Annotated in this window: 21 protein-coding genes; 9 read left to right on the forward strand and 12 right to left on the reverse strand. The window is 69.7% G+C overall.

Annotation, left to right across the window (positions count from 1 at the left end; genetic code table 11):
* Positions 1-109: 109 nt before the first annotated feature.
* The 3 genes from D7V77_RS10940 to D7V77_RS10950 all read left to right on the forward strand — a co-directional run bounded on the left by D7V77_RS10940 (position 110) and on the right by D7V77_RS10950 (position 2,408).
* Positions 110-304 carry a hypothetical protein gene (locus D7V77_RS10940; RefSeq protein ID WP_014397120.1) on the forward strand — a complete coding sequence of 65 codons (195 nt, stop codon included), beginning with the start codon at positions 110-112 and terminating at the stop codon, positions 302-304.
* A 103-nt stretch (positions 305-407) separates the two neighbouring features.
* Entirely contained in the window at positions 408-1,796 is a 1,389-nt protein-coding gene (locus D7V77_RS10945; protein ID WP_120576212.1) for a sigma 54-interacting transcriptional regulator, read from the forward strand.
* A 138-nt stretch (positions 1,797-1,934) separates the two neighbouring features.
* The gene (locus D7V77_RS10950) at positions 1,935-2,408 is read left to right on the forward strand and encodes a hypothetical protein (protein ID WP_147452040.1); all 474 of its coding nucleotides are present in this window, start codon (positions 1,935-1,937) and stop codon (positions 2,406-2,408) included.
* Between the two features lie 16 nt (positions 2,409-2,424).
* Here the strand turns inward: D7V77_RS10950 and D7V77_RS10955 are convergent, their stop codons facing one another.
* Genes D7V77_RS10955 through D7V77_RS10990 form a run of 8 tightly spaced genes read right to left on the reverse strand, consistent with a single transcriptional unit; the run spans position 2,425 to position 12,365 of the window.
* Entirely contained in the window at positions 2,425-3,390 is a 966-nt protein-coding gene (locus D7V77_RS10955; RefSeq protein WP_120576214.1) for a hypothetical protein, read from the reverse strand.
* Between the two features lie 40 nt (positions 3,391-3,430).
* Positions 3,431-4,120, reverse strand: coding sequence for a hypothetical protein (locus D7V77_RS10960; RefSeq protein ID WP_120576215.1), 690 nt, complete (start codon positions 4,118-4,120; stop codon positions 3,431-3,433).
* 34 nt (positions 4,121-4,154) lie between these two features.
* Positions 4,155-5,975: a metallophosphoesterase gene (locus D7V77_RS10965; protein ID WP_120576216.1), complete on the reverse strand. Its 1,821-nt coding sequence runs from the start codon at positions 5,973-5,975 to the stop codon at positions 4,155-4,157.
* The gene (locus D7V77_RS10970; protein ID WP_120576217.1) at positions 5,951-7,726 is read right to left on the reverse strand and encodes a GMC oxidoreductase; all 1,776 of its coding nucleotides are present in this window, start codon (positions 7,724-7,726) and stop codon (positions 5,951-5,953) included. Before D7V77_RS10970 ends, D7V77_RS10965 begins: the two co-directional genes overlap by 25 nt.
* A complete protein-coding gene (locus D7V77_RS10975) occupies positions 7,710-9,830 on the reverse strand; it encodes a patatin-like phospholipase family protein (RefSeq protein WP_120576218.1) in 2,121 nt (706 codons plus the stop codon). Before D7V77_RS10975 ends, D7V77_RS10970 begins: the two co-directional genes overlap by 17 nt.
* Positions 9,827-10,369, reverse strand: coding sequence for a hypothetical protein (locus D7V77_RS10980; protein WP_120576219.1), 543 nt, complete (start codon positions 10,367-10,369; stop codon positions 9,827-9,829). Before D7V77_RS10980 ends, D7V77_RS10975 begins: the two co-directional genes overlap by 4 nt.
* The gene (locus D7V77_RS10985; protein ID WP_120576220.1) at positions 10,366-11,292 is read right to left on the reverse strand and encodes an acetoacetate decarboxylase family protein; all 927 of its coding nucleotides are present in this window, start codon (positions 11,290-11,292) and stop codon (positions 10,366-10,368) included. The genes D7V77_RS10980 and D7V77_RS10985 overlap by 4 nt, the downstream gene beginning before the upstream one ends.
* Before the next feature lie 14 nt (positions 11,293-11,306).
* On the reverse strand, positions 11,307-12,365 hold the full coding sequence (locus D7V77_RS10990; RefSeq protein ID WP_120576221.1) for an alpha/beta fold hydrolase: 1,059 nt from the start codon (positions 12,363-12,365) through the stop codon (positions 11,307-11,309).
* 169 nt (positions 12,366-12,534) lie between these two features.
* Between D7V77_RS10990 and D7V77_RS10995 the strand changes: the two genes are divergently transcribed.
* The 4 genes from D7V77_RS10995 to D7V77_RS11010 all read left to right on the forward strand — a co-directional run bounded on the left by D7V77_RS10995 (position 12,535) and on the right by D7V77_RS11010 (position 16,313).
* Positions 12,535-12,882 carry a hypothetical protein gene (locus D7V77_RS10995; RefSeq protein ID WP_120576222.1) on the forward strand — a complete coding sequence of 116 codons (348 nt, stop codon included), beginning with the start codon at positions 12,535-12,537 and terminating at the stop codon, positions 12,880-12,882.
* Between the two features lie 134 nt (positions 12,883-13,016).
* Positions 13,017-14,027: a protocatechuate 3,4-dioxygenase gene (locus D7V77_RS11000; protein ID WP_120576223.1), complete on the forward strand. Its 1,011-nt coding sequence runs from the start codon at positions 13,017-13,019 to the stop codon at positions 14,025-14,027.
* 64 nt (positions 14,028-14,091) lie between these two features.
* Positions 14,092-14,766, forward strand: coding sequence for a response regulator transcription factor (locus D7V77_RS11005; protein WP_120576224.1), 675 nt, complete (start codon positions 14,092-14,094; stop codon positions 14,764-14,766).
* A complete protein-coding gene (locus D7V77_RS11010; RefSeq protein WP_120576225.1) occupies positions 14,763-16,313 on the forward strand; it encodes a cell wall metabolism sensor histidine kinase WalK in 1,551 nt (516 codons plus the stop codon). The genes D7V77_RS11005 and D7V77_RS11010 overlap by 4 nt, the downstream gene beginning before the upstream one ends.
* On the opposite strand, the gene D7V77_RS44650 is transcribed toward D7V77_RS11010, so the two are convergent.
* Both D7V77_RS44650 and D7V77_RS11020 read right to left on the reverse strand, forming a co-directional pair.
* Positions 16,282-16,992 carry a hypothetical protein gene (locus tag D7V77_RS44650; RefSeq protein ID WP_233596804.1) on the reverse strand — a complete coding sequence of 237 codons (711 nt, stop codon included), beginning with the start codon at positions 16,990-16,992 and terminating at the stop codon, positions 16,282-16,284. The genes D7V77_RS11010 and D7V77_RS44650 overlap by 32 nt on opposite strands.
* Positions 16,992-17,348: a hypothetical protein gene (locus tag D7V77_RS11020; RefSeq protein ID WP_147452041.1), complete on the reverse strand. Its 357-nt coding sequence runs from the start codon at positions 17,346-17,348 to the stop codon at positions 16,992-16,994. The genes D7V77_RS44650 and D7V77_RS11020 overlap by 1 nt, the downstream gene beginning before the upstream one ends.
* Positions 17,349-17,785: 437 nt before the next feature.
* On the opposite strand from D7V77_RS11020, the gene D7V77_RS44655 reads away from it, so the two are divergent.
* On the forward strand, positions 17,786-19,201 hold the full coding sequence (locus D7V77_RS44655; RefSeq protein ID WP_233596805.1) for a FadR/GntR family transcriptional regulator: 1,416 nt from the start codon (positions 17,786-17,788) through the stop codon (positions 19,199-19,201).
* 223 nt (positions 19,202-19,424) lie between these two features.
* Here the strand turns inward: D7V77_RS44655 and D7V77_RS11030 are convergent, their stop codons facing one another.
* Together D7V77_RS11030 and D7V77_RS11035 are read right to left on the reverse strand one after the other, a co-directional pair.
* A complete protein-coding gene (locus D7V77_RS11030) occupies positions 19,425-20,018 on the reverse strand; it encodes a hypothetical protein (RefSeq protein WP_120576227.1) in 594 nt (197 codons plus the stop codon).
* Positions 20,019-20,146: 128 nt separating this feature from the next.
* On the reverse strand, positions 20,147-20,752 hold the full coding sequence (locus D7V77_RS11035; protein WP_120576228.1) for a sigma-70 family RNA polymerase sigma factor: 606 nt from the start codon (positions 20,750-20,752) through the stop codon (positions 20,147-20,149).
* Positions 20,753-20,963: 211 nt separating this feature from the next.
* Here D7V77_RS11035 and D7V77_RS11040 point away from each other — a divergent pair, with 211 nt between their 5' ends.
* Positions 20,964-22,958 carry an alpha-1,4-glucan--maltose-1-phosphate maltosyltransferase gene (locus tag D7V77_RS11040; protein WP_120576229.1) on the forward strand — a complete coding sequence of 665 codons (1,995 nt, stop codon included), beginning with the start codon at positions 20,964-20,966 and terminating at the stop codon, positions 22,956-22,958.
* Positions 22,959-22,964: the final 6 nt, after the last annotated feature.

Here is a 22,964-nt window from a genome sequence, read left to right on the forward strand (position 1 = left end):
CCCTCGCGGATCACGTCTTTTGGAGCGCAGCATTTTTGACACCCCAAAACGGCGTGTGCGATAACCCCCGGTCAAGCCTTTTCTCACCACCCACAAGGAGTGGCAGGCGATGTTCACGGGCGTGAAGGTCTTCTCCGCGACGAAGGCCAAGGAGCGGGAAGAGTTGGGTGAGAACGTCACCCGCTGGATCAAGAGCAACGCGGACCTGGAGATCGTGGACCGGGTCGTGTGCCAGTCCTCTGACAACGAGTTCCACTGCTACACGCTGGTGCTCTTCTACAAGCACGCGAAGCCGCCGGCCTGACCGCCGCGCGTCCCCTGGACTCTCCTCCCGGGCCCGTCCTCTTCCAGGCACTCACCTTTGTCGGTGCGTGCGGGGAGGCCGGGCCTTTCCGTTTCCGTATGTTATGGTCCGCGCCGTGGCGCGCTTCGGGGACGACAGCGGGGAGGAGGACCGGCAGCTACGCACGGACGCCCTGCCGGCGATGCGCTCGGCGCGGGTGCGGGTGCGGCTGTTGGTGCTGTCCGGCCCGGACGCGGGCCAGAGCTACCCGCTGGCGCCCGGGCGTTACCGGGTGGGCGCGGACGCCAGCTCGGATGTGATCATCGCGGACCGGGCGGTGTCTCGCAGCCACCTGCTGCTGGACGTGCGCGAGGACAGCATCCAGGCGGTGGACGTGGGCTCGCGCAACGGCTCCTTCTGCGAGGGCATGCGCTTCACCACCCTGGAGGTGCGCCCCGGCGCGGTGCTCACGCTGGGCACCACGGAGCTGAAGCTCGTCCCGGAGGGAGAGAAGGCGCACACCCTGCCCCTCTCCAACCGTGAGCGCTTCGGCAACCTGGTGGGCCAGAGCCGCCGGATGCGCGAGGTCTTCACCCTGCTGGAGCGCGTGGCCCAGGGCGAGTCCGACGTGCTCATCCAGGGCGAGACGGGCACCGGCAAGGAGCTGTGCGCGGAAGGACTGCACCTGCATGGCGGGCGCTCCAAGGGGCCCTTCGTCATCGTGGACCTGGCGGGCGTGGCGCCGCAGCTGTTGGAGTCGGAGCTGTTCGGCCACGTGAAGGGCGCCTTCACCGGCGCGCAGGCGGACCGGGCGGGCGCCTTCGAGCGCGCGCACGGCGGCACCCTCTTCCTGGATGAAGTCGGAGAGCTCCCGCTGGAGGTGCAGCCCCGGCTGTTGCGCGCGCTGGAGCGCCGGCAGGTGAAGCGGGTGGGCGCCAATGACTACCGCTCGGTGAACGTGCGGGTGGTGGCGGCCACGCACCAGGACCTGGAGGGCGCGGTGAAGACGGGCCGCTTCCGCGGAGACCTGTTCCACCGGCTCGCGGTGCTGCGCGCGACGCTGCCGCCCCTGCGCGAGCGGCCGGAGGACATCCCGCTGCTCATCGACACCGTGCTGGAGCGGATGGGCAAGCCGCCCAGTGCCCTGTCGGACCAGACGCGCGCCCTGCTGGCCCAGTACCCGTGGCCGGGCAACGTGCGGGAGCTGCGCAACGTGGTGGACCGGGTGGTGAGCCTGGGTGAGTCCGCGCTGCCGGAGCTGCCGGACGCGCCGGTCGCGCGCCCTGCCCTGTCGCCGGACCTGGATCCGGAGGACACGCTGTCGCTGGCGCTGGAGCTGCCCTTCAAGGAAGCGAAGGAGCGCCTCATCGAAGGCTTCGAGCGCGACTACCTGCGCACGGTGCTCGAGCGGTGCGGCGGCAACGTCTCCAAGGCGTCGCGAGAAGCGGGCATCGACCGCGTCTACCTGCGGAAGCTCCTGCGCAAGCACGGGCTGGTGTCCGGGCCGGACTGACGGCGGTCCCCTGCCCCCACCCGGAGTCACGGTCCCCGTGGCCCGGGTGACACTGGGGCGGGCCTCCCTGCCGGGGGTGGTTGTCGGTGCGGGTTTCCGCCCCATCTTGGGAGCACCAACGCACGAGAGGTGGGTGCCATGCGCCAGGGATGGGGGAGGTGGCTGTTCGTCGGGGGGCTCGTGCTGGGCGTCAGCGCGTGCCAGTCGCGGGACGGGGCTGTCTCGGAGAGTGGCATGGTGCCGCGGCTCGCGGTGTTCCAGGCCGGGGCGGCGGTTCCCACGGAGGAAGGCACCGGCGGGAGCGGAAGCGGAGGCTTGGGCTCGGTGGTGGCGGAGGACGTGCCGGACTTCTACGGCACGGTGACGATTTCGGGCGCGCGGGGCTTCACGGTGCGCGACGACGACGGCGTGGAGCGGCCGTTCGTGGTGGCGCCGTCCACGCGAATCCTGCGCGACGGAAAGCGCGTGGCCCGCGCCCAGCTGTCCCCGGGTGTGCAGGTGCACACGACCTACGGCGAGCGGCTGGGGTCGTGGGTGGCCACGGACGTGGAGATCTACTCCGGCACGCCGTCGCGGGACATGACGGCGACGGCGGGACCGGTGAAGCGCTGACGGGCGGGCGCTTGCGTCAGTAGACGGCGAGCGCCTGCGGCAGGTGGTAGCTGACGATGGTGAGCACGGGGATCTTCGGGCCCTCGTCCTCGTCGTCGGTGGTCATGCCGGAGGTGACGCGCAGGCCGTCGAAGCGCGCGAGGATGACGTAGTCGCGGCGGGTCTCCAGGAAGGGATCCGGCGCGGCGAGTCGACCCAGGGCTTCGCGGCCGGTCTCCTCGGAGAGGTTGTCGTAGGTGCGCTCGGAGGCGGACTGGGTGGTGCTCTCGCGGGTGAAGATGGAGCCGCCCACGCGGCCCTCGCCGGTGATCGCCGTCCGTCCGCCCAGGTCGCCGGAGGCCTGCGTCACGGTGTCGGTGTGGTAGGCGATGCCGACCTCGCGGCGGGAGGCCACGGACTGGAGGCCCTGCTCCACCAGCCACAGCGTGGGGCGCTCCCCTTCCGAGCGCTGGTCGGCCACCTGCGCGCGCAGGAGGACGTAGCGGCCGCGGTAGGTATCCGGCTGGGCGACGGCGGACGCGAGCGAGAAGATGGGCACCTTGCGCGCGTGGAGCAGGCGCAGCTCACCGTCCACGCTGCCGCCGCGCTGGGCCACGACGCGGGCGATGAGGTTGGCGGCATCCGGACGCACGCGCAGGTCTTCCGCCCACGCACTGCCCAGCACGGCGCCCAGCTGGGTGAAGCCGGGGGCCTCCGAGCACAGCTTCAGGGCCAGCCACGCGTCGTCGCGTGAAGTCGCCTGGAGCTTGCGGGCGGCGGTCTCGCACGAGGCGGGCGTGGAGTAGCGGGCCAGGAACGCGCGGGCGTCATGCGGCGACGTGGGCGGTTGCTCCGCGACGACGGAGCGCTTGGGCGCGGGGGGCGGCGTCCGCGGCGGAGGCGAGTCCGTGAGGGCGCGGTCCTCCAGCGCGACGTGGGAGTGCGAGGCACCGCAGCCGGTGGCGAGCGCACCCAGGAGGGTCAGCAATGGAAGACGGGGCATGGCGCGAGGCTCCTTGAAGTGCGACAGCACGGTGGACGCGCTACAGCGAGGCGGAGTCGGTGTGCTGCGAGTTCGCGCGCGACGGCGACTGGCGCGGAATGGACGCGGACGGGGGCAGCATCATGGAGCAGGCGTCGTGGCAGCGCTCGTCCATGCACGCGAGCGTGGTGGGCCCTGCCTGCTGCCGCGACACGGCCGCGTAGCAGCTCTCGCCGTTGCCGGGGCACTGGCTGCGCGCCGCGCACTCACAGCAGGTGGAGGCCACGGAGGCCATCAACTGCACATCCTGGAGCACGGAGGACAGCGCGCGGTAGCAGGCGCGAGCCGCGGGCGCGAAGCGGCCCTTGGAGTCCACCACCGGCGTATTGCCTTCGATGCCGCAGCGGCCCACGACGTCCGCGTACTTGCGCTCGCAGACAGCGACGAGCTTGGGGTCGGGCGAGCCGTCCCGCGCGTTGCTCACGGCCTCCGAGCAGAGGGCGCGAGATGCGTCCTTCAGCAGCTTGATGTTGGCGGACTCCACGTCCGAGTTCGCGTTCTTGGGAGGCGGCGCATCCGCCTCGAACACGCACTCCTTCCCCGCACGCAGCGTGTCGATGGTGCACGACCACGCGGTCGGAGACGCATCCACGAGCGGGGGCGCCCCCAGCGCTTCGGGAGGCAGGGACGACGGCGCGGGGCCGGACGGCGCGGCGCCGAGGAAGAGCAGGGACAGGAGCATCGCCTTCATATGGGACGCAGCGTAGGACTTTGGCCCGCGCCGCTCAAACCGCTCCGCCGGGTGGGTGTTTGTCCACCATCATGTCCGTGGGTCCGGGCGGACCAGTCTCCTCCAGCATCGGAAGGGCCTTCGTCCGGTGAATGACGATGGGCGGCTCGATGAGCCGGGGCGGTGTCGCCCGCGTGTCCGTCGGGTCCGGAATCCACACCGGATCCTCGGGAGAACGTCCCCGCTTCCACCGTCGCGGCACCCGCCGGAAACCCACCGGGTACACCGTGAGCTGGCCGTCTTCGTCGAAGTGGAGCCGGAGGAAGTTCTTCCAGTCCGGAATCGACAGCGACGAGAACGCCTCGTTGGGGTGACAGGAGAACACGTTGAGCGACAGCAGCAGGTACACGCCCACCACCAATGGCCCTATCAGCGCGCCGCCGCCAAACAGCAGCAGCCCGCTGAGGAAGTCCCTCCGCAGGCTCCATTGAAGCTCCGCCGCCAGTGGCGCGGCGACGGCGGATACGCCCCAGGTGAGCAGCAGCGCCACCGCCAGGTGCACCAGTCCATGCACGATGCCGGCGGTCTTCTTCCAGAGCGGCCCCCGGCGGCCATCCGCGAACGCGAACGTGCCCAGCACCACGCCGGCCCCCAGCACCAACGAGCCCGTGCTCTGCACCCCCGCGTTGATGACCTCCCGGAACGAAGGCGCCCCCACGGCGCCCTCATTGAGGTTCGCGGCAATGCCCCAGCCCAGCAGCGTATAGACGACGCCCATGAACACGCCGAACCACGGGTTGAGCGCGGTGAACAGCAGGTTGCGCCAGGCGAGCCACTGGGACGCCCGCTGCGGCGGGTAGCTCGCCTTCTGCACGAAGCCGCCTGGACTCTGATCCACCTTGGGCAGGTGCGTGGGATGCAGGAACGCCCCTCCCCCACCCGCGATGATCTTCTGCCGCCCGTCCGCGTTCTCGTGCCGGCGGTAGTGGTGCAGGTCTCCCGCCAGGAAGACGCTCACCTTCTTGCCCAGCACCTTCTGCTCCAGGAAGTCGATGTTGTGATCCAGGAAGCCGCGCCCCGCGCGAGGCATCACCTGCTGCTTCACCCACGCCGGTTCCGCGTTGCAGAGGATGATCCGGTCCGTGCCGCGCATCTGTGCGGCCACCTTCTGGAAGAACTCCACCTGCGGCGCGTCCAGGTCGGACTCCAGCTGCATGTCCGTGCCCAGCAGCCACCAACCGTGCGGCAGCCTCAGCGCGAAGTAGCTGCGCTGCTGCTGCGTGCGCCAGCCATTGGAGCGCCGGCCCTGGCAGAACAGGCGCGTGAAGGACACCAGTCCGTCGTACCAATCATGGTTGCCGGGCACCGCGAACAGGTGCGGCCGGTGTCGCCGCTTGTTCAACGCGTCCTCGTACGGCACCACCGTGCGCGCCTGGTACTCGTCCACGCTCGCGGTCGGATAGACCTCGTCCCCTCCGAACACGAGCACGTCGCCGCCCCGCGTGACGTGCGTCTCGCCGGACTCGCCCGTGAGCGCCAGCTCCGGCGCCATCACCGCGGACGCCACCGCGTAGGTGGAGTCCCAGCCGTCGCCCAGGTCCGCCACGTAGTCCAGCCACAGCTCGTCGCGCGGATGACCGGTGTCGTCCACCGAGTAGTCGAAACAGAGCGGCTGCGGCCGGGATACGGCGTCCAGCAAACGCCGGTCCGCCTGTCGTCCGAACGTCCCAGACAGCAGTGCCTTCATCCCTGACTTCGCGAGCACGGTCGGGTCGAACCACGACACCATCTTCCGGCCCGGAGGCGTCTGTGGCTCGGGCGTGGGCTCGACGCGCTGGCCCGGAAGGCGGCTCACATCGGAGGCGCGGACGGCCATGGCCCCTCCTCCGTCGCCCGCCACGCACGTTCCCGAGTGCCCCTGCGGTGCGAATCAATGAGCGCATCCGCGAACCGGTCCGCGAGCGCGGCGATGGTGAGGCTCGGGTTGGGCCCGACGGGGCCCGGCATCATCGAGCCGTCGGCCACGTACAGCCCCGGGTGGCCAAAGGCCTCGCCCGTCGCATCCACCACGCCCTCCTCAGGCCCGCGTCCCATGGGACAACCGCCCAGCGGGTGCACGGTGATGACCCGGCTCAAGTAGCTGAGTGGGTTTTGCAGCAGCCTCCCCTCCAGCGTCCGAGCGATGTCCGCCATCGACTGGCGCACCTGCTGGAAGTACTCGCGCGAACCGCTCATCCGCCAGTCGATGGCCAGCATCCCGTCGTCCGTCAGCCGCATGTGGCCGGTGGGAAGGTCGCGCCCCATGCCCAGCAGCGGCAACGACGTCGCGGAGCCCAGGCAATCCCCCAGCAGCTCGGCGATCTCCTCGCTCACGTCGGAGTCGTGCGTGCGTCCCGTCCACCCACGAATCAGGCGCCACGCCAGCTTGAGGCCTCGCTCCACCAACGGCGCCTGATACGCGCCCTCGTAGAGCCAGTTGACGAACTCCGGGTAGCCCGCGTCCTCGATGTAGTAGCCCCGGCCCGTGCCGCCCTCCTCCTGGCTCCGGAAGTGCAACGCGCTGGTGATGACCGGCCCGTGCCCTCCCTCCAGGATGCGAGGCAGCTGCTTGCCGGTGCTCGAATCGTGGCACTGGCGCATGAAGCCCAGCAGGTCTCCGTTGCCGCAGAAGCGCGTGCCCAACCGTCCGCTCAGCCCGGGGAAGCTCCGCTGGTTCTTCAGGAGCAGGAACGGGGTGCCGAAAGTGCCCGCCGCCAGCACCAGCCGGTCCGCCGTCACGGTGCTGCGCGGCAACATGGACTGCGGGCCTTCGCGAGGCACGTCCTCCGGCGTGTCCGTGTGGTCCAGGTACCGCACCACGTAGCCGCCCCCCTCCGAGGGCCACAGCTCCGTCACCTCCGCGCGCGTGCGCAGCTCCGCCCCCGCGTCCTTCGCCGCGGACAGGTACGTGTAATCGAGCGTGTTCTTGCTGCCCGTGTTGCAGCCGATGTCGCACTCGCCGCAGAGGTGACAGGTGGTGCGCGTGCGGCCGTGGAGGTTGGGATGCTCCTCGCGGATGGGCTCGCCCGGAACGGGCACCTCGCCGGGGTTGCCGAACGTCACGGCCAGCGGTGGCAGCTGCCAATCGCCCGCGCGGCCCAGGCGCTCGGCCGCGAGCTTCATGGCCAGCGTCTTCGCGGTGGAGGCGTACGGCGGATGCTCCAGCGGATAGCGCTGCACGTGCATCATCCGCTCCACCTCATCGTAGTGCGTCTCCAGATCCGCGCGGGTGACGGGCCAGTTCTCGTAGCCTCCGTCAAGGAGGTCCTCGTGGATGAAGGTCTTCTCGTCCTTGCGCAGCAGCACGTTCGCGTAGATGAGCGACCCGCCTCCCAGCCCCGCGGACACCACGCCGCCCAGCCCCTGGAAGGACCAGAGGTTGAACAGGCCGTGCATGCCCTTGCGAGGGTCCCAGAAGTTGCGGCGCATGTCGTGCGGACTGCGCGCGAAGGAGCCCGGCGGATACGCCTTGCCCCGCTCCAGCACGCACACCCGCAGGCCTGCTTCCGCCAGCCGCCACGCCATCACCGAACCGCCGAAGCCCGAGCCCACGATGACGACGTCGAAGTGCTCAGCCTTCGTGGCCATGCGTGGCCTCCTCTGCGCGCTCGCGCACCGGTGCCTCCGGGGCGTAGAGGTCCCAGAGCGCGCCCAGGAACAGGTGGCCGAAGCGGGCCATCATGCCCGCGCCCTCCACGCCCCCGCGCGACGAGCGCATGCTGGCCACCAGGTGGAGCAACTCGCGCATGCCCAGCACCAGGACGCCCGCGCCCACCACCGGGCCGCGCGCGTCCACGCCCGCGTGCAGGTAGCTGTAGAGCCGCGTGGTGTCGCGCCAGAGGTCCGGGCCCGGGTCGTCACGCAGCGTCTTCGTGCCGTCCAGATAGTAGTCCTGGCCGTTCGCCTGGAAGCGCAGGCCGTAGGTCATGATCTTCGTGCGCGGATCATCCGTGCTGCGGAAGAGGTTGAAGCTCCCCTCGCGCACGGGCAGGTCCATGCCCAGCGGCTTGTATTGCACGTGCGCCACCAGCCGGGCCGCGTGGTCCGGGTCGCGGATGAACGCCTCCATGTCGTCGATGGTGATGGTGCAGTGCATGGTGAAGGGCGTGGAGCGCCCGTCGTGGGCGCCCGCCTCGGGGTCGGTGGTGCCCATCGCGAGCGGACCGGCCATGGTCTCGCGGAAGGTCAAGTCATAGGCGGGTTCGGTCATCTGCGTGATCTCCGGGGTGAGGGGCAGGCCCTGGCCGTCCGCCACCGCCAGGTAGCGACAGGCGTCCGAGTAGCCCTGGTCGATGAGGGTCGAGGCCGTGACGTGGCCCGCGTAGAAGTCCGGGTCCAGGGGCAGCGGGTGCTCGGGCCTGATGAGGTGCACGGTGATGGGCCGCACGTGTCCCGGCACGTGCTCGCCCGCGAGGATGCGCGTGTTGAGCTCGCGCACCTGCTCCAGCTGGGCGAAGAGCGCGCCGTTCGCGCTCAGTTCAATCATGTGGACGTACTGGCGGAAGAAGCCGTCGGCGTAGGTGGACGTGTTGCCGATGCACCAGACAATCCACACCTCGTCCGCGCCCCGGTGCACGGCCTCCATCACGTTGGCGTCCTGGATCCACACCGAGTCCAGGTACAGGTGGCTGTCCTTCACCACCGGGGGCATGAAGAGCGGCAGCGAGATGCCGGCCACCAGCAGGTCGCGGTCCACGTCCGTGTGCGGGATGGCCTCGTTCGTCTTCCGGGCGAAGTCACACACGTTGAAGGTGCCGGAACGCTCGCGGTTCGCGCGGATGGCGTCCACATCCACGCCCAGGTGCGGGAAGACGCGCTGGACGATGCCGTCCGCGTCCCCCGGCGCGGTGAGCTTCCAGGGCCGCGCGTATTCGTCCAGCGGCATCAGCGACACGAAGTCCTTCACGTCCAGCGTCCGCCACCGCTCACACATCTCCGCGGGGGACTGGCCGGACAGCCACATCGCCAGGGTGATGATGCCGCCGGACGTGCCGTCCGCGTGGGTGAAGGACAGCCGCGCGTCCGTCAGCGCGCGCAGCACGCCCGCCTGCCACGCGACGCGCATGCCGCCTCCCGCGAGCACCAACGAACGCCGGGGAGCCTCCGCCGGGGACACCTGGATGGCTATGCCCTCGTCGAACGTGCGCTGGAGCCGCCGCGAAGGCACGCCATTCCGGGTCGCATCCGCGACACGCAGCGCGCTGACGGAGGGGCTGGTGGCCTCCGGAGCCGCTACTTCTGTCTGCGGCCTGAGCACGGTGATGATCTGCTCGCGCTGGCGCAGCGACGCGTAGAACCCCAGCACCAGCACCGCGGACAGCGCGTCGACCGCAGCCACCCCCAGCGCCAGGGGCGACAGCAGGTCGCGCGCCACGCCCGCCGCCACCATCCCGCAGGCCCCCACCTTCTGGAGGCCGGTCCACAGGAAGGCGGCGGGGTTCGCGCGAGGCTCGTGCAGGCCGTGCAGGAGCAGGCCGCCGAACAGCACCATGAACATGCCCACGATGCGGAAGAAGTGCGCGGGCGCGGCGGACGCATCCGCGTGCAACAGCCGTAGCTCCAGCCCCGGCAGGAACATCTGCGCCGCGCCGGTCGCGACGGTGATCCACCCGATGGCCGCGAGCGCCCAGCGCCACGGGCGCCCGCGGACGCGGGCCTGGCGCTCCAGCCATCGCGACGCGGCCGGGCTCATGCGTGGGCCTCCCGGCGCGAAGGCACGGACAACCCCAGGCGCCAGCGCTCTCCCACCGGCTGCTCCGCGCGCAGCACCCGGTGCACGAAGTAGCCCAGCGTGAGCAGCCACTGCACCGTCCACAGCCCCACGCGGATGCGGTTCATCCGCATCCACGCGCCCAGCACCTCCGTCAGCCGTTCGGGCGACGTGATGCCGGCGGCCATCTCGTCGTTGTACGGGAAGATGTAGATGCGCGTGAGCAGCGTGGCCACCACCACCGCGACGAGCACGCCCAGCGGGTACCAGCGAAGGGCCGTCTTGCGCTCGCGCCACGCCAGCACTCCGGCGGACAGCAGCATCACCGCCGTCATCCAGGTGAAGAACCGCGTGGCCGCCTGCACCTGCGGCACGAACTGCAGGTAGTAGTTGTCCACCGTGAGCTGGGGCGCGATGGGGAACGTGAAGAGGATCAGCGACCAGCCCGTGCCCAGGTACATGGACGTGCACAGGAACAGCAGGCACGCGTTCCCCAGATCCAGGCGGCCGCCGCGCTTCATGGCCGCGTTTCCTCGGGCAGGGGCGCCACGGCCTGGAGCACCCTCGGCGGCGCTCCGTCCGACTCCGGGTCCGGCATGGGCGTCTGGTCCTGGCCCAGGTCCACCACGCTCTCGAGCCCCTCCGGATACGTGTCCGGAGGCAGCGTGGGCTGGGTGAGGAACCACGCCTCGAAGTGGTCATCCAGCACGCCGCTGGACGAGGGGAAGAACCCGGTGAGGAACGGGCGCGGGGAGATGCTCAATTCCCGCAGCACCTGCACGCGCGGATGGTCCCCCACCTCCAGCGTCCCCCACGCGCGCTTCCCCACCCGGAAGCCGAAGCGGCCCCGGAAGTAGATGGTGGACTTCATCAGCATCCCCCGGAAGGCGCAGTAGTTCACCGCCGCCATCCGCAGCGGAAGCCACGCGAGCTTCGGGCGCTCGATGCGCACGCGCACCGCCTGCTGGCCGCCCTCCTCGTAGCGGCTGCTCACGGAGCCGTTTTCCACCCGGAAGTCCAACCGGGCCAGGTGCTTGGGCATGCCCCAGATGCCCTTGCCGCCCTTCACGGAGACCTCCGTATTCACCGGCAGGTCCACCACGTACTGCCCCACGCCGAAGCGCTTCTGGAACAGCAGGGGCAGGAGCGGAGGCGAGGGCCTGCGTCCATGCGTGCACGCGAGCGCGATGCTGAACTCGATGTACGCGCCAATGTCCGTCCGCTTGTAGTCGATGACGGAGACGAGCAGCACACCGCGGTCGCGCGACAGGCGCAGCGGGTGCAGTTCATTGCCGGGCAGCAGGGCCGCGGCGCGGCGAGCGTCCACGGTGAAGGCGGCCACCATCGCCGGTGCCCCCTTCGAGTCCACCGGCAGCGCGTACGGGATGTCGTCCACCCGCGAATAGCGGCCGTACTGGGTCTGGATGCGTCGAGGCAGGAACATGGCTTTGCCTTTCGTCAGTGGAGCGCGGAGCGATCCAGCTCGGAGAGGATGAGGGGGAAGACATCCTGGGACGCGCGCTTGCCCATGAAGACGTCCAGGTGGCCGTAGCCCGGCAGGAGGTGCAGCGCGTGCCGGCCCGGGTGGAAGTGCTCCAGATGTTCGAAGCTGCGGCGTTGGCTCTCCGCGAGGAAGCAGCGGTTCTCCTCGCCCGCGAAGAAGACGAAGCGCGCGTCCGTCTGGGGCTCGCGCACGCCCAGGTCCTCCGGCAGCGCGCGGAAGCCCTCCACGGGCACCAGGTGGCCGGCGCGCACGCACTGGTACATCTGCTTGAAGAAGCTGAAGGGCACCGGACCGAACTCGTGCTGGAGCCAGTCGTGCGTCTGGGCGTTGAGGTTCTCGTGGCGCCACAGCACCGGGAAGCCCGTGCCGTAGGTGAAGCTCGTCCAGCGGCAGACCAGGTTCTCGCACTCGTGATGCGTGGCCTGCACCACGCGCGTCAGCATCCGGGCCGTGCGCGTGGGGCCGCCGTAGGCCCACTGCGGATCCAGGAAGGGCGTCAACTGCGCGACCAGCGGCACGGCGTAGTGGAGCTTCACCTTCGCGGTCGCGGGCACCACCGGGTGCAGTGACACCGCGTTGGTGATGATGAGATCCACCTCTGGAAGGAGCCCCGCCACCGCGGCCATGGTGAAGCTGGTGGATCCCTGGCAGTGGATGACGGCCTTGATCTTGTCCGCGCCCGTCTTCTCCCGCACGGTGCGGATGGCGGGCGGGTGGTCCAGGACGGCGGCCTGATCCAACGTCCACTCGCCCGGCTCCACGTCCATGCTGGCGCGCCAGTTCTCCAGCCACACGTCGTAGCCGTCTTCAATCAGCGCATCGACCACGGTCTGGCGCACCGGCGCGCGGAAGATGTTCCCGCGCACGCCGGCTCCGTGCACCAGCACCACCGGCCCCTTGTCCGCCTTCTCGACACCGCGCAGGTGAACCAGGTGCAGCGCGCGGCCGTCACCCGCGAGGAAGGGAATGATCTCCTCGGTGTAGCGCGGCTCATGGATTGTTTCCGCGGACATGACGGCATCCCCCCACTCCGCAAACGTTGGGCGGTGCGCGGAGGCCGACAACCGGCGTGCAACCCCACCCGGGGCGCCGCTCGCTGCACCAGACCGGGACCACGGGCAACGGCGCGGCGCCTCCCTGTCACGCCGCCCGTGTCAGCCCTTGGGGTGCTATGCGTGGGGCATGAACGCGGACTCAGGCTGGAGCGACTACGAGGGCGGCGCGACGCTCGGCGGCATGGGCAGCCAGGGCGGCACCATCGTGCGGGACGAGGGCTTCCGCGGCCTCCTGCGCCTGACATATGAGTCGGATGACTCGCGGTCCTTCCATGTCGTCACCTGCGGCATCTCCGGTTGGTTGTTGCATCCGCGCTTCTTCGACAACGCGGCGGAGGCGCTCCACGCTTTCGACTCCATGAAGCCCGCGCTGGAGGAACTGGGTACGACGCTCCCCGAAGGCGGTCCCCGCTCCACGGCGGACGGACGGGCAGCAGGTCCACTGCTCGCCGCCTTCCGCGTGCGCTTTTCCTGAGTCGCGGACCTTCCGCGCAAGGATTGCTTAAGGTTCTCCCGAGATAACCCGGTTCGCCATCCGGTCAGCCCCGGGCGGCCCCGAGGGCGGCACTCTCGCCGCCCCTGGCTCCCGAGCTCCCGGAGGAACCCCGGATGAAGAGCGAATCCCCTCAGGACCTTTCCCCCAAGGTCGTCACGCGCCGGAGCATCTTGCGCGGCATTGGCCTGTCGCTGGCCGCGGTTCCCGTGGCGAAGCTGCTCGTCGCCTGCGGAGGCGACGACACGACGGGCGACGACACGAACACCGGAGCCGACGCGGGCACGGGCACCGACGCGGGAGTGGTGGACCCGGGCTTCTGGGCCACGGGCGGCACCGCGGCGATGACGGCCGCCGCCGCGTATCCGGATCCGTTCGCGTCCGGCCTGGGCACGGTGTGCAACCTCGCATGCGAAGCCACGCTGGGGCCCTGCTACGCGACCACGGTGGACCGCAAGGACATCAGCGAGGGCCATGACGGCCTGCCGGTGCGCCTGGCCTTCCTCGTCGTGGACGAGTCCTGCAAACCCATCCCGGGTGCCACGGTGGACATCTGGCACGCGGGCCCGGAAGGCCTCTACTCCGGCGAGGACGCAAGCGACTTCTGCACGCCCGGAGACGCGACGGCCCGCGCGGCGCGGTGGTTCCGCGGGGTGCGGACCACGGACGCCAACGGGCGCGTGGACTTCGACACGTGCTTCCCCGGTTGGTACAGCAGCCGCACCATCCACATCCACTTCACGGTGCGGGTGAACGGCCAGGAGTTCGTCACGTCGCAGCTGTTCTTCGACGACTCGACGAGCGACGACATCGTCAACAGCCAGCCGCTCTACAACACGCGTGGCGAGCGCGACACGACCAACCAGAACGACACGGTGGTCTCAGGAGACGCGGTGGGCGACTACCTCTTCGCCACGCAGCGCATGTCGGACGGCGCGATGCTGGCGTCCAAGACGCTGGTCGTCCGCTCCTCGCTGAACACCGCGTCCTGCGCCATGCCGGGCGGCAGCGGCGGCGGTGGTGGGCCCGGCGGTCCTCCTCCAGGCGGCGACGGTGGCATGGGTCCCCCGCCTGGCTGGGATGGCGGCATGGGGCCTCCGCCGGGCTTCGACGGTGGCATGCCCTGAAATAGGGTGAGCCGGGCCACCCCGGAGTCCTCCGGGGTGATGTGTCCGAAGGGAGGCATGGCGCATGGGCGACCGCATCCTGCTGGTGGAGGATGACGACCAGCTCGGGTCCCAGATTGTCGGGCACCTGCGCTGCGCGGGCTTCGAGCCCGTGTGGTGGCGCGAGGGCCGGCTGCTGGTGTCCGGAGACCTGCCGGACGTGAGCCTCGTGGTATTGGACCTGATGCTGCCGGGCACCTACGGCCTGGACATGCTCAAGGCGCTGAGGACCTTCTCGGAGGTCCCGGTGCTCATCCTGAGCGCGCGCAACGACACGCTGGACAAGGTCCGGGCGCTGAAGCTGGGCGCGGACGACTACATGACGAAGCCCTTCTGGCCGGAGGAGCTGGTGGAACGCGTGCGAGCGCGTCTGCGCCGGCCCACGTTGCAGAAGGAGCAGGCGGTGGTGGAGGTGGGCCCGCTGCGCATCGACCTGCAGGGGCACACGGTGCAGGTGCAGGGGCGGCCGGTGGAACTCACGCGGGTGGAGTTCGAGTTGCTCGCGGCGCTGGCGCGCAGGCCGCAGGATGCGGTGACGCGGCAGTGGCTGGTGGAGCACGTGTTGGATCCGGAGCGTGAGGGCACGGAGCGCACGCTGGACGTCCACGTGTCGCGGCTGCGGCGCAAGCTGGGTCCGGTGAAGTGCGTGGAGACGGTCTGGGGCGTGGGCTACCGGCTGGTGCCCGGGGAGGATGCGTGAAGCTGCGGTTGCGGCTGGCCCTCACTGCGGTGGCGGTGACGGTGCCCGCGGTGTTCGCGCTGGTTCAGGTGGAGCACTCGGTGCGCCGCCGCACGACGGACGAAGTCATCATCGCGTCCACGCTGTCGCAGATGCAGTCCGGGGGCCGAGAACGCTGCGAGGCCACACCCGAGACCTGGATGGTCCGCTCCCGTTCACCCCAGCGTCCGCCGTGGGAGCGCGAAGGCCTGCCCGACGGCAACGGAGGCCCGCCCTCCGGCACGGTCGCGCCGAACGAGCCATCAGGCAATGGGCCCGCATCGGGAGGCCCCAGGCCCAGAGACGAAGGTCCGCCGCGATTGGGGGCCCGGGGGCCGCTGGGGCGGCGCCTGCCGCCAGTGAGCCTCTACCCGTTCGACGGCCAGTTCGTTTCGCGAAACCCGCAGGCACCGGCGCTGGACGACGAACTGCGCAAGGGCGTGCAGGACGACGGCGTGGGCGTGCGCCGCTACTCGAAGGCGGACGGCGCGCTGGTACAGGACCTGCTGTTGCGCATGTCCTGGGATGGAGGCCCCTGCGAGTACGTGCTCGCGCGTCGGGTGGAGCCCGCGGAGTCGCCAGAGGTGGGGCTGCCGCCGCTGTACGTCTGGGGAGTGCCCACACTCATCCTCCTGTCCGCGATGGTGGTGGCGCTGGGGCCGGTGGTGCAGCGCCTGCGCCGACTGACGGACGAGGTGCGAGCCTCATCGGGCAGCCGCTACGAGCAGCCCGTGACGGTGAACGGCACCGACGAGATCGCGGAACTGGCCCGAGCCTTCCAGCAGGCCCGAGCGGAGATCCAGGCGCAGATGGCGCACCAGCAAGCGCGCGAGCAGACGCTGCGAGACTTCCTGGCGAACACGACGCACGACGTGATGACGCCGCTCACGGTGTTGCAGGGGCACCTGGCAGCGATGCAGCAGCGGATGCGCGCGGGTGAGCCATTGGAATCGGGACTGATGCTGTCCGCGATGAACGAGGCGCACTACATGGCCTCGCTGGTGCACAACCTGGGAGCGGCGGCGAGGCTGGAAGCGGGAGCACCGCAGGTACAGCACGCGCCGGTGGACCTGAACGCATTGGTGTCACGGGTGCTGGGCCGGCACCAGCCCATCGCGAGGCCGCAGCGCATCGCCCTGGAGAGCGGAGTCCCGGCGACGCAAACCTGGGTGATGGGCGACGAAACCTTGCTGGAGCAGGCGGTCAGCAACGTGGTGCTCAACGGCATCCGTTACGGACGCGAGGACGGCCACGTGGCGGTGGTGCTGGAGACGACGCGCCAGCAGACCTTCCACCTGCGGGTCATCGACGACGGACCGGGCATCTCCGAGGAGGAGCGTTTCAGGATCCTGGAGCGCCGCTTCCGAGGCAACTCGGCACGAACACGAGAGCCGCAAGGCCAGGGCCTGGGCCTGAACATCGTGCACAACGTGGTGGAGCTGCACGGCTGGAAGATGACCCTGGCTCCCTCGGAGTACGGAGGTCTGGAGGTCGCCTTCACCGGTCCGCTGATGTCGCCACCGGGGTGACAGGAGGCAGGCTCTCAACGAACCAGAGCTGCTTGTGGCGAGGCTCCTTGTTGTACTGCTCCGCCAGCCACTCCAACTGCGAACGCCAGGGCGAGCGCGCGATCTCATATCGCACGCCGTTCTCGTCCTGGCGCAGCAGGACCCAATGCATGGGGCCTGGGCCTCGGGACGGAAGAGGAGGCAGAGGGTCCTGGTTCTCTACGAAATAGCCCTGCTTGTGTGCGCGATGATCCAGGAGGTCCGCGAAGCAACGAGCGGACCGTTCACGCGAAAAACTTGCCACCTCGAACGTGCCACCATGCGTGTCGATTCGAAGGACGCGCCAGCCGCCATGCCCATCGCGCCGCGTCCGCTCCTCGGAGGAGGGCCCCATTTGGAAGGGCTCTTCCGCGGGAAAGGAAAGGTGCGCGAGGACATGCTCGAACTCCGCTGTTTCTTCCGCGATGACCCTGGCGTTCCCGGTGAGGAAGTCCTGCGACAGGACGAACTCCAGACCGCACTGCGCCTCGAGCCACCACGTTTTGATGGAAGCCTCCACGTCCTTCCCTTCGAAGTTCGGAGTCCCCAGTTGGTCCAGGTCCGACAGCGAGAACGTCGCGCTCCCGACCTCGCGCAGGGGAGCCAGGCTGGGAGTCGAAACCTGCTTCAATGATGGAAGCCCGCGTTCCCAAGTGCCCATCAAGACGACCTTTTCACCACGTAGTTCACGAGCTCCGGCCATGCGGCCTCGAGCGAGTCCTGTGACGCTTCCCCGAAAAGAGCGATGGCGTCCACCGGCCGAGCCTCCCCGGTGAGCTGCTCGACGCACCATACCTCCAGCACATTCCGCAGTCCGAGCAGTGGTCCGTTGAGATTCTCCAGCGCCGCATCAGCCAGCAGCTCGCGAGCCTCGGCCCAGCGCCCAAGCAGGGCGAACATGACGACGGGGAATATCGTCAGCGCCAGCCGCCGGTCGGGAATGAAGTGGCGCAGCAATCTGGGCACGCCAACGAGCACCAGCAGCATCACCACTGCGTACGGCCAGGATTTCCGCATGGGCCGTCATCTACGCAAGTCGTCAGCAAATCCCGCGCCCCGAAGCATTCCACCCGGAGCCTGACTCACGGACTGCGGCCGTGGGCCCGCGACGTCGTGCATGCGCGAACACGAAGGTGAGCCACGGACAGACGCGCCCGCCCGGGCCCTGTTGCCTCAAAACCTGTCCGACTGTCGGACAAGTTTCCGCAGCATGGTCCCCAGGCTGCGCCGGCCCGTCAGTGGGCACAACGTCATGCGCGCACGGATACCAATGTGGTGCACGCACAGGGTCGCCCGCCCGGGCCCGGTTGCCTCAAAACCTGTCCGACAGTCGGACAGGTTTTCGCCCCATGCGGCCCGGGAGCGCGCTGGCCCGGCAAGCGACGCGGCGGGTGGGCCCGCACGTCCATGTCAGACCCCTGTGGTTGGATGGCGATGCTGGGACGAGGAAGGGGATGGGGATGGAACGGCGAGGACTCGTGGCCTATGTGGAGGCGCAAATCGAGCGCGACATCGCGCTGGGGCGGCTGCATCCGAGCGGGCAATTCGGCTCCGAAGCGAAGCTGGCGCGCCGCTATGAGGTGTGCCGGGGCACCATCCGCGAGGCGCTGCGGCGGCTGGCAGCGCGAGGCCTGGTGGTGCAGCGCCCCGGACGCAAGACGCGCGCGGTGCCGCTGGATGAGTCGCTGACGCTGGAGAACCTGGGGCTGGCGCTGCATGACGCGAGCAACCCGGATGCCCGGTGGCTTCTGGAGGGCTACTTCAGCCTCAAGCGGCAGGTGCTGGTGGAGCTTCTGGCCGACTGCTGCGCGAGGGCCTCGGACCTCGACTTGGACCGGCTGGGGAGCACGTGCTACCAGCTCCAGGACGCGGCGCGCTGGGAGTCGGGGGAAACCTGCGCGCAGGCGGAGTTCGAGTTGCTGCGGCATGCGGCGCGGGTGGCGGCGCGTCCGGGGCACGTGCTCCTCGTTCAGTCCCTGCACCGGGCCTTCCTGGGAGGCGCCGCCCAACTGCTGCCGCTCATGGGCGGAGCGGCGCTGCGCGAGTGGGCCTTCCGCGTGATGGCAATTCTGAACGAGCGCGACGTGCAGGCACTTCAGCATGAGCTGCCGGCACTGCTGAAGGCGCGCGATGAGCGCGTGCTGAACGCCTTCGCCCCTGCGCCCCAGTCACCTGCGTCCCCCGAGGCCCCATCCGCCCAAGAGGGACCCATTGGTACGCCCGCACAGGCCAGCGGCCTGGCGGATGAGGCGAAGGCACGCCCTGGCGTCGAGGAACGTGGCGCTGGCGACTCCGCGCAAACCACTGCGCAGGCGGTCGCGCAGGAGGCACTCCCCGGTGTCGAGGAGCATGGAGCCGACACCTCCAGGTCAACCACCGCGCAAGACGACGCCCTGGAGGTACGCCCCTATCTCGAGGAGCATGGCGCCGGTACCTCCGCATCAACTATCGCGCAGGGCGAAGCGTCGGAGCTGCACCACCACGACGAAAAACATAGCGCCGCCGATTCTGCATCAGCCGTTGCACATGACGAAGCGTCGAAACTGCACCTCCGCGGCGAAGAGCGTGGTGCCAGCGCCTCCTCATCAGCTCCCATACATGACGAAGCGACGGAGCTGCACCTCCGCGGCGAAGAGCGTGGTGCCAGCGCCTCCTCATCAACTCCCGCACATGACGAAGCGTCGGAACTGCACCTCCGCGGCCAAGAGCGTGGTGCCAGCGCCTCCTCATCAGCTCCCGCACATGACGAAGCGACGGAGCTGCACCTCCGCGGCGAAGAGCGTGGTGCCGGCGGCTCCGTGTCAGCCACCGTGCAGGACGATTCTGCGTCGTGTGCGGCGAGGGCCCTTCGCGTCCCCTCTCGCCCATGAAGCTCCGTACGCTGGCCCTTGAGTTGGAACGCTGGTGCCGGTGGGACCTGGACTCCGCCGCTTGCTCCGGACTTTCGCGCCGGCTTTGTCGGCGACCTTCTGGCGATGGGCTCCGCTCACGCCCACCGTGTCCGCCCCAATGCGGGGCGGACACAGTCCAGCTCCCCTCCCCCTCGCCAGGCCACGAGCTGGACGCGACCCGGCTTCCCTCCCCCGAAATCCGCTACCGCGTCGCGGCCCGGCGCGCTGGCGTCCGCCCCTTCACGGTCCGGTGCGCCTGCGCCTTCATCGCCGGCATGCGCCGTGCCTTGTGCGCCCGTGCCTTCACCGCCGGCATGCGCCGCGCCTTGTGCGCCCGTGCCTTCACCGGGCCCCGGCGCGCATAGCCCGCGGGCCGCATCGCCTTCTTCGTCACCACCGCCTTCTTGCGCTGCGCCGTGGCGCGGGCCGCGGGCCGCAGCGTTTTCTTCACCGCCGGCCGCTTGCGCATCGTCGGCCTCGCCTTGCGCGCCGGCACCATCTCCATCCGCCGCAGCTGCGACTCGAAGCGCGTCAGCGCCTTGCGGAACAGGGCCGCCTTGCGCCGCGTGTCCATGCGCCCGCCGATCACACGGCTCCCCATGGGGACGCGCATGGCCTCACGGCGCAGCCGGCGCGCCAGCTTTTCGTACTGGTCCACCATGCCGCGCGCGCGCCGCACCATCCCCATCAGCTCGCGCCGGGACAGCTCCATCAAGTTGCGCGGCGCGCTGGCCAGCACCAGCCGCATCTCCCGCGCGTTCATCAACGCCGTCCCCGTCTCCCGCATCTTGCGCATGTCCGCCCCCTCCCTCGGGTTCGCCAAACAGTCGCAACGTTTGGGGCCCCACCCGACAGCGGCAAGGAGGACGTGGCCGGGGCCTGCCCCACCGCCCGTCCCCGCGGAACAGGGCTGCTGTCCTGCACTCAGCCGGACGCGCTCACCGGAGGCGCGTCCAGCAGCACCGCCAGCTTCTCCAGCGCCAGCCGCGCACGCGTCTTCACCGTCCCCAGCGGTTGGCCCGTCTTCTTCGCGATCTCACTCTGGGACAGCCCGTCGAAATACCCGAGCAGCACCACCTCGCGCTGCTCCGGCGGCAACTGCGCCATCGCCGCCCGCACCCGCGCCTGGTCCTGCGCCGCGGCGGCGGAGTCATCCGGTGACGGCGGCGTCGCGCTCACCGGGGGCGGCTGCTGCGCCACCCCATCCACCATCCGCGACACCGTGCCCAATGAACGCAGTCGATCAATGGACCGCGTGCGCGCGATGGTCGTGACCCACGTCTCCAGTCCGCCGCGCGCCGGGTCGAACTCTCGCGCGCGCCGCCAGACCTCCAGGAAGGTCTCCTGCAGCACCTCTTCCGCGTCCGCCCGCGTGGGCAACAGCCGCACCCCGATGGCGAACGCCCGCGCGGAACACCTCGCGTAGACATCTCGCATGGCCGCGGCGCTGCCGAGTGCCACCTGCTTCAACAGGTCGCGGTCGGCCGACTGGTCACTCGCTTGCTGAGCAGCGGAGTCGTTGGGCGCCATGTTCGTCCCGGATACCGCAACCGGAGGGGCGGATCCCAGCTTCAACTATCAGGGCCCGTCTACCCGGTTCCTCGGGCTGGGCGACCGCTCCCTCCGTTCCTAACGTTGACAGGCCAACGCGACCAGGCGGCGGCCATCTTCAATCATCAACACCCGCGCAATGCCGCCTGGAGCCACTGACTCAGAGTCCTATAAGGGGCCGCCAGCCGATATGACCGAACGACTCGGAAGCGTGTTCATCGAGAACGTCCAGCCGGAGCTGGACGCGGGGCGCTACGCCATCAAGCGCGTCGCCGGGGAGAGCCTCACCGTCCGGGCGGACATCTTCAAGGAAGGCCACGACGTCCTCGTGGCCGTCGCCCGCTGGCGCCAGGTCACCCCCGCTGCCCAGAAGACGGACTGGGCGGAGGTCCCTCTCGCCTTCAAGAACAACGACGCCTGGGAAGGCTCCATCCCGCTCGCGAAGAACGGCCGTTACGAATTCACGATTGAAGCCTGGCCGGATCTCTTCCGCACGTGGGCGCACGAGCTGAAGCGCAAGGTGGACGCCGGCCGTGACGTGAAGAGCGAGCTGCTGGAGGGCGCTGCCCTGCTGGAAGGCGCCGCCGCTCGCGCCAAGGGCAAGTCAGCGGAGGACCACCGGTTGCTCGCCGAGGCAGGGGCCCGCCTGCGCACGCCGCCCACGCCGGACCACCTCCTCGCCGCGCTGTCTTCCGAGCTGGCGGACGCCGCGTCACGGCATCCGGACCGCACGCTCGCCAGCAAGTACGACAAGGTGCTGGAGGTGTTCGTGGACCGGGAGAAGGCGCGCAACGCCGCCTGGTACGAATTCTTCCCCCGCTCCGCGAAGCGCGACGGCAAGACGCACGGCACCTTCAAGGACGCGCAGGCCTGGCTGCCATACATCCAGAAGCTCGGGTTCGACACCGTCTACCTGCCGCCCATCCACCCCATCGGGCGCACCGCTCGCAAGGGCAAGAACAACAGCCTGCGCGCGGAGCCCGGCGACGTGGGCAGCCCATGGGCCATTGGCGCCACGGAGGGCGGCCACAAGGCCGTGCACCCGGAGCTGGGCACGCTGCAGGACTTCCGCGCGTTCGTGGACGCGGCGAAGGCGCACGGCATCGAAGTGGCGCTGGACCTGGCCTTCCAGTGCTCGCCGGACCACCCGTACGTGAAGGAGCATCCGGAGTGGTTCCAGCACCGCCCGGACGGCACCATCAAGACGGCGGAGAACCCGCCCAAGCGCTACGAGGACATCGTCAACTTCGACTGGATGGGCCCCGCTCGGGACGCCCTCTGGAAGGAGCTCAAGTCCGTCGTGCTGCACTGGGTGGACAACGGCGTGCGGACCTTCCGCGTGGACAACCCGCACACCAAGCCCATGCAGTTCTGGCACTGGCTCATCCGGGACGTGCAGGACCTGCACCCGGACGTGCTCTTCCTGTCCGAGGCGTTCACCCGCCCCAAGGTGATGAAGGCCCTGGGCAAGGTGGGCTTCACCCAGTCGTACACGTACTTCACCTGGCGCCTCTTCAAGGACGAGCTGCGCACGTACCTGGAGGAGATCACCCAGCCGCCCGTGGCGGACTACTTCCGCGGCAACCTCTGGCCCAACACGCCGGACATCCTCCCGGAGAACCTCCAGAACGCGGGGCCCGGCGCCTTCCGCGTGCGCGTGGCGCTGGCCTCCACGCTGTCGTCCGTGTGGGGCATGTACTCGGGCTACGAGCTGTGCGAGGGCCGCCCCGTGCCGGGCAAGGAGGAGTACCTGGACTCGGAGAAGTACCAGCTCGTCGCCTGGGACTGGGACCGGCCGGGCAACATCTCTGGATGGATTTCCAGGCTCAACGCCATCCGCAAGGCGCACCCCGCGCTCCAGCACTACCAGGCGCTGCGCTTCTTCGAGTCCGACAACGACCGCGTCCTCTTCTATGGCAAGCGCTCACCGGACGGCCTCAGCACGGTGCTGGTGGCGGTGAGCCTGGATCCGTACGCGCCACAAGAAGCCCTGCTCCGCGTGCCCATGGAATGGCTGGGCGTCACCGCGGAGGAGACCTATCAGGTGCAGGAACTGATGGCTGATCAGCGCTCGCTCTGGCAGGGCCCGGACGTGCAGGTGCGCCTGACGCCCGAACAACCCGCGGCCATCTGGGCCGTGTACCGCTACCGCCGCACCGAACACGCGTTCGACTACTTCGAGTGACTCCCT

The sequence above is a fragment of the Corallococcus sp. CA041A genome (genome assembly GCF_003612075.1).
GTDB classification, from domain to species: domain Bacteria; phylum Myxococcota; class Myxococcia; order Myxococcales; family Myxococcaceae; genus Corallococcus; species Corallococcus exiguus.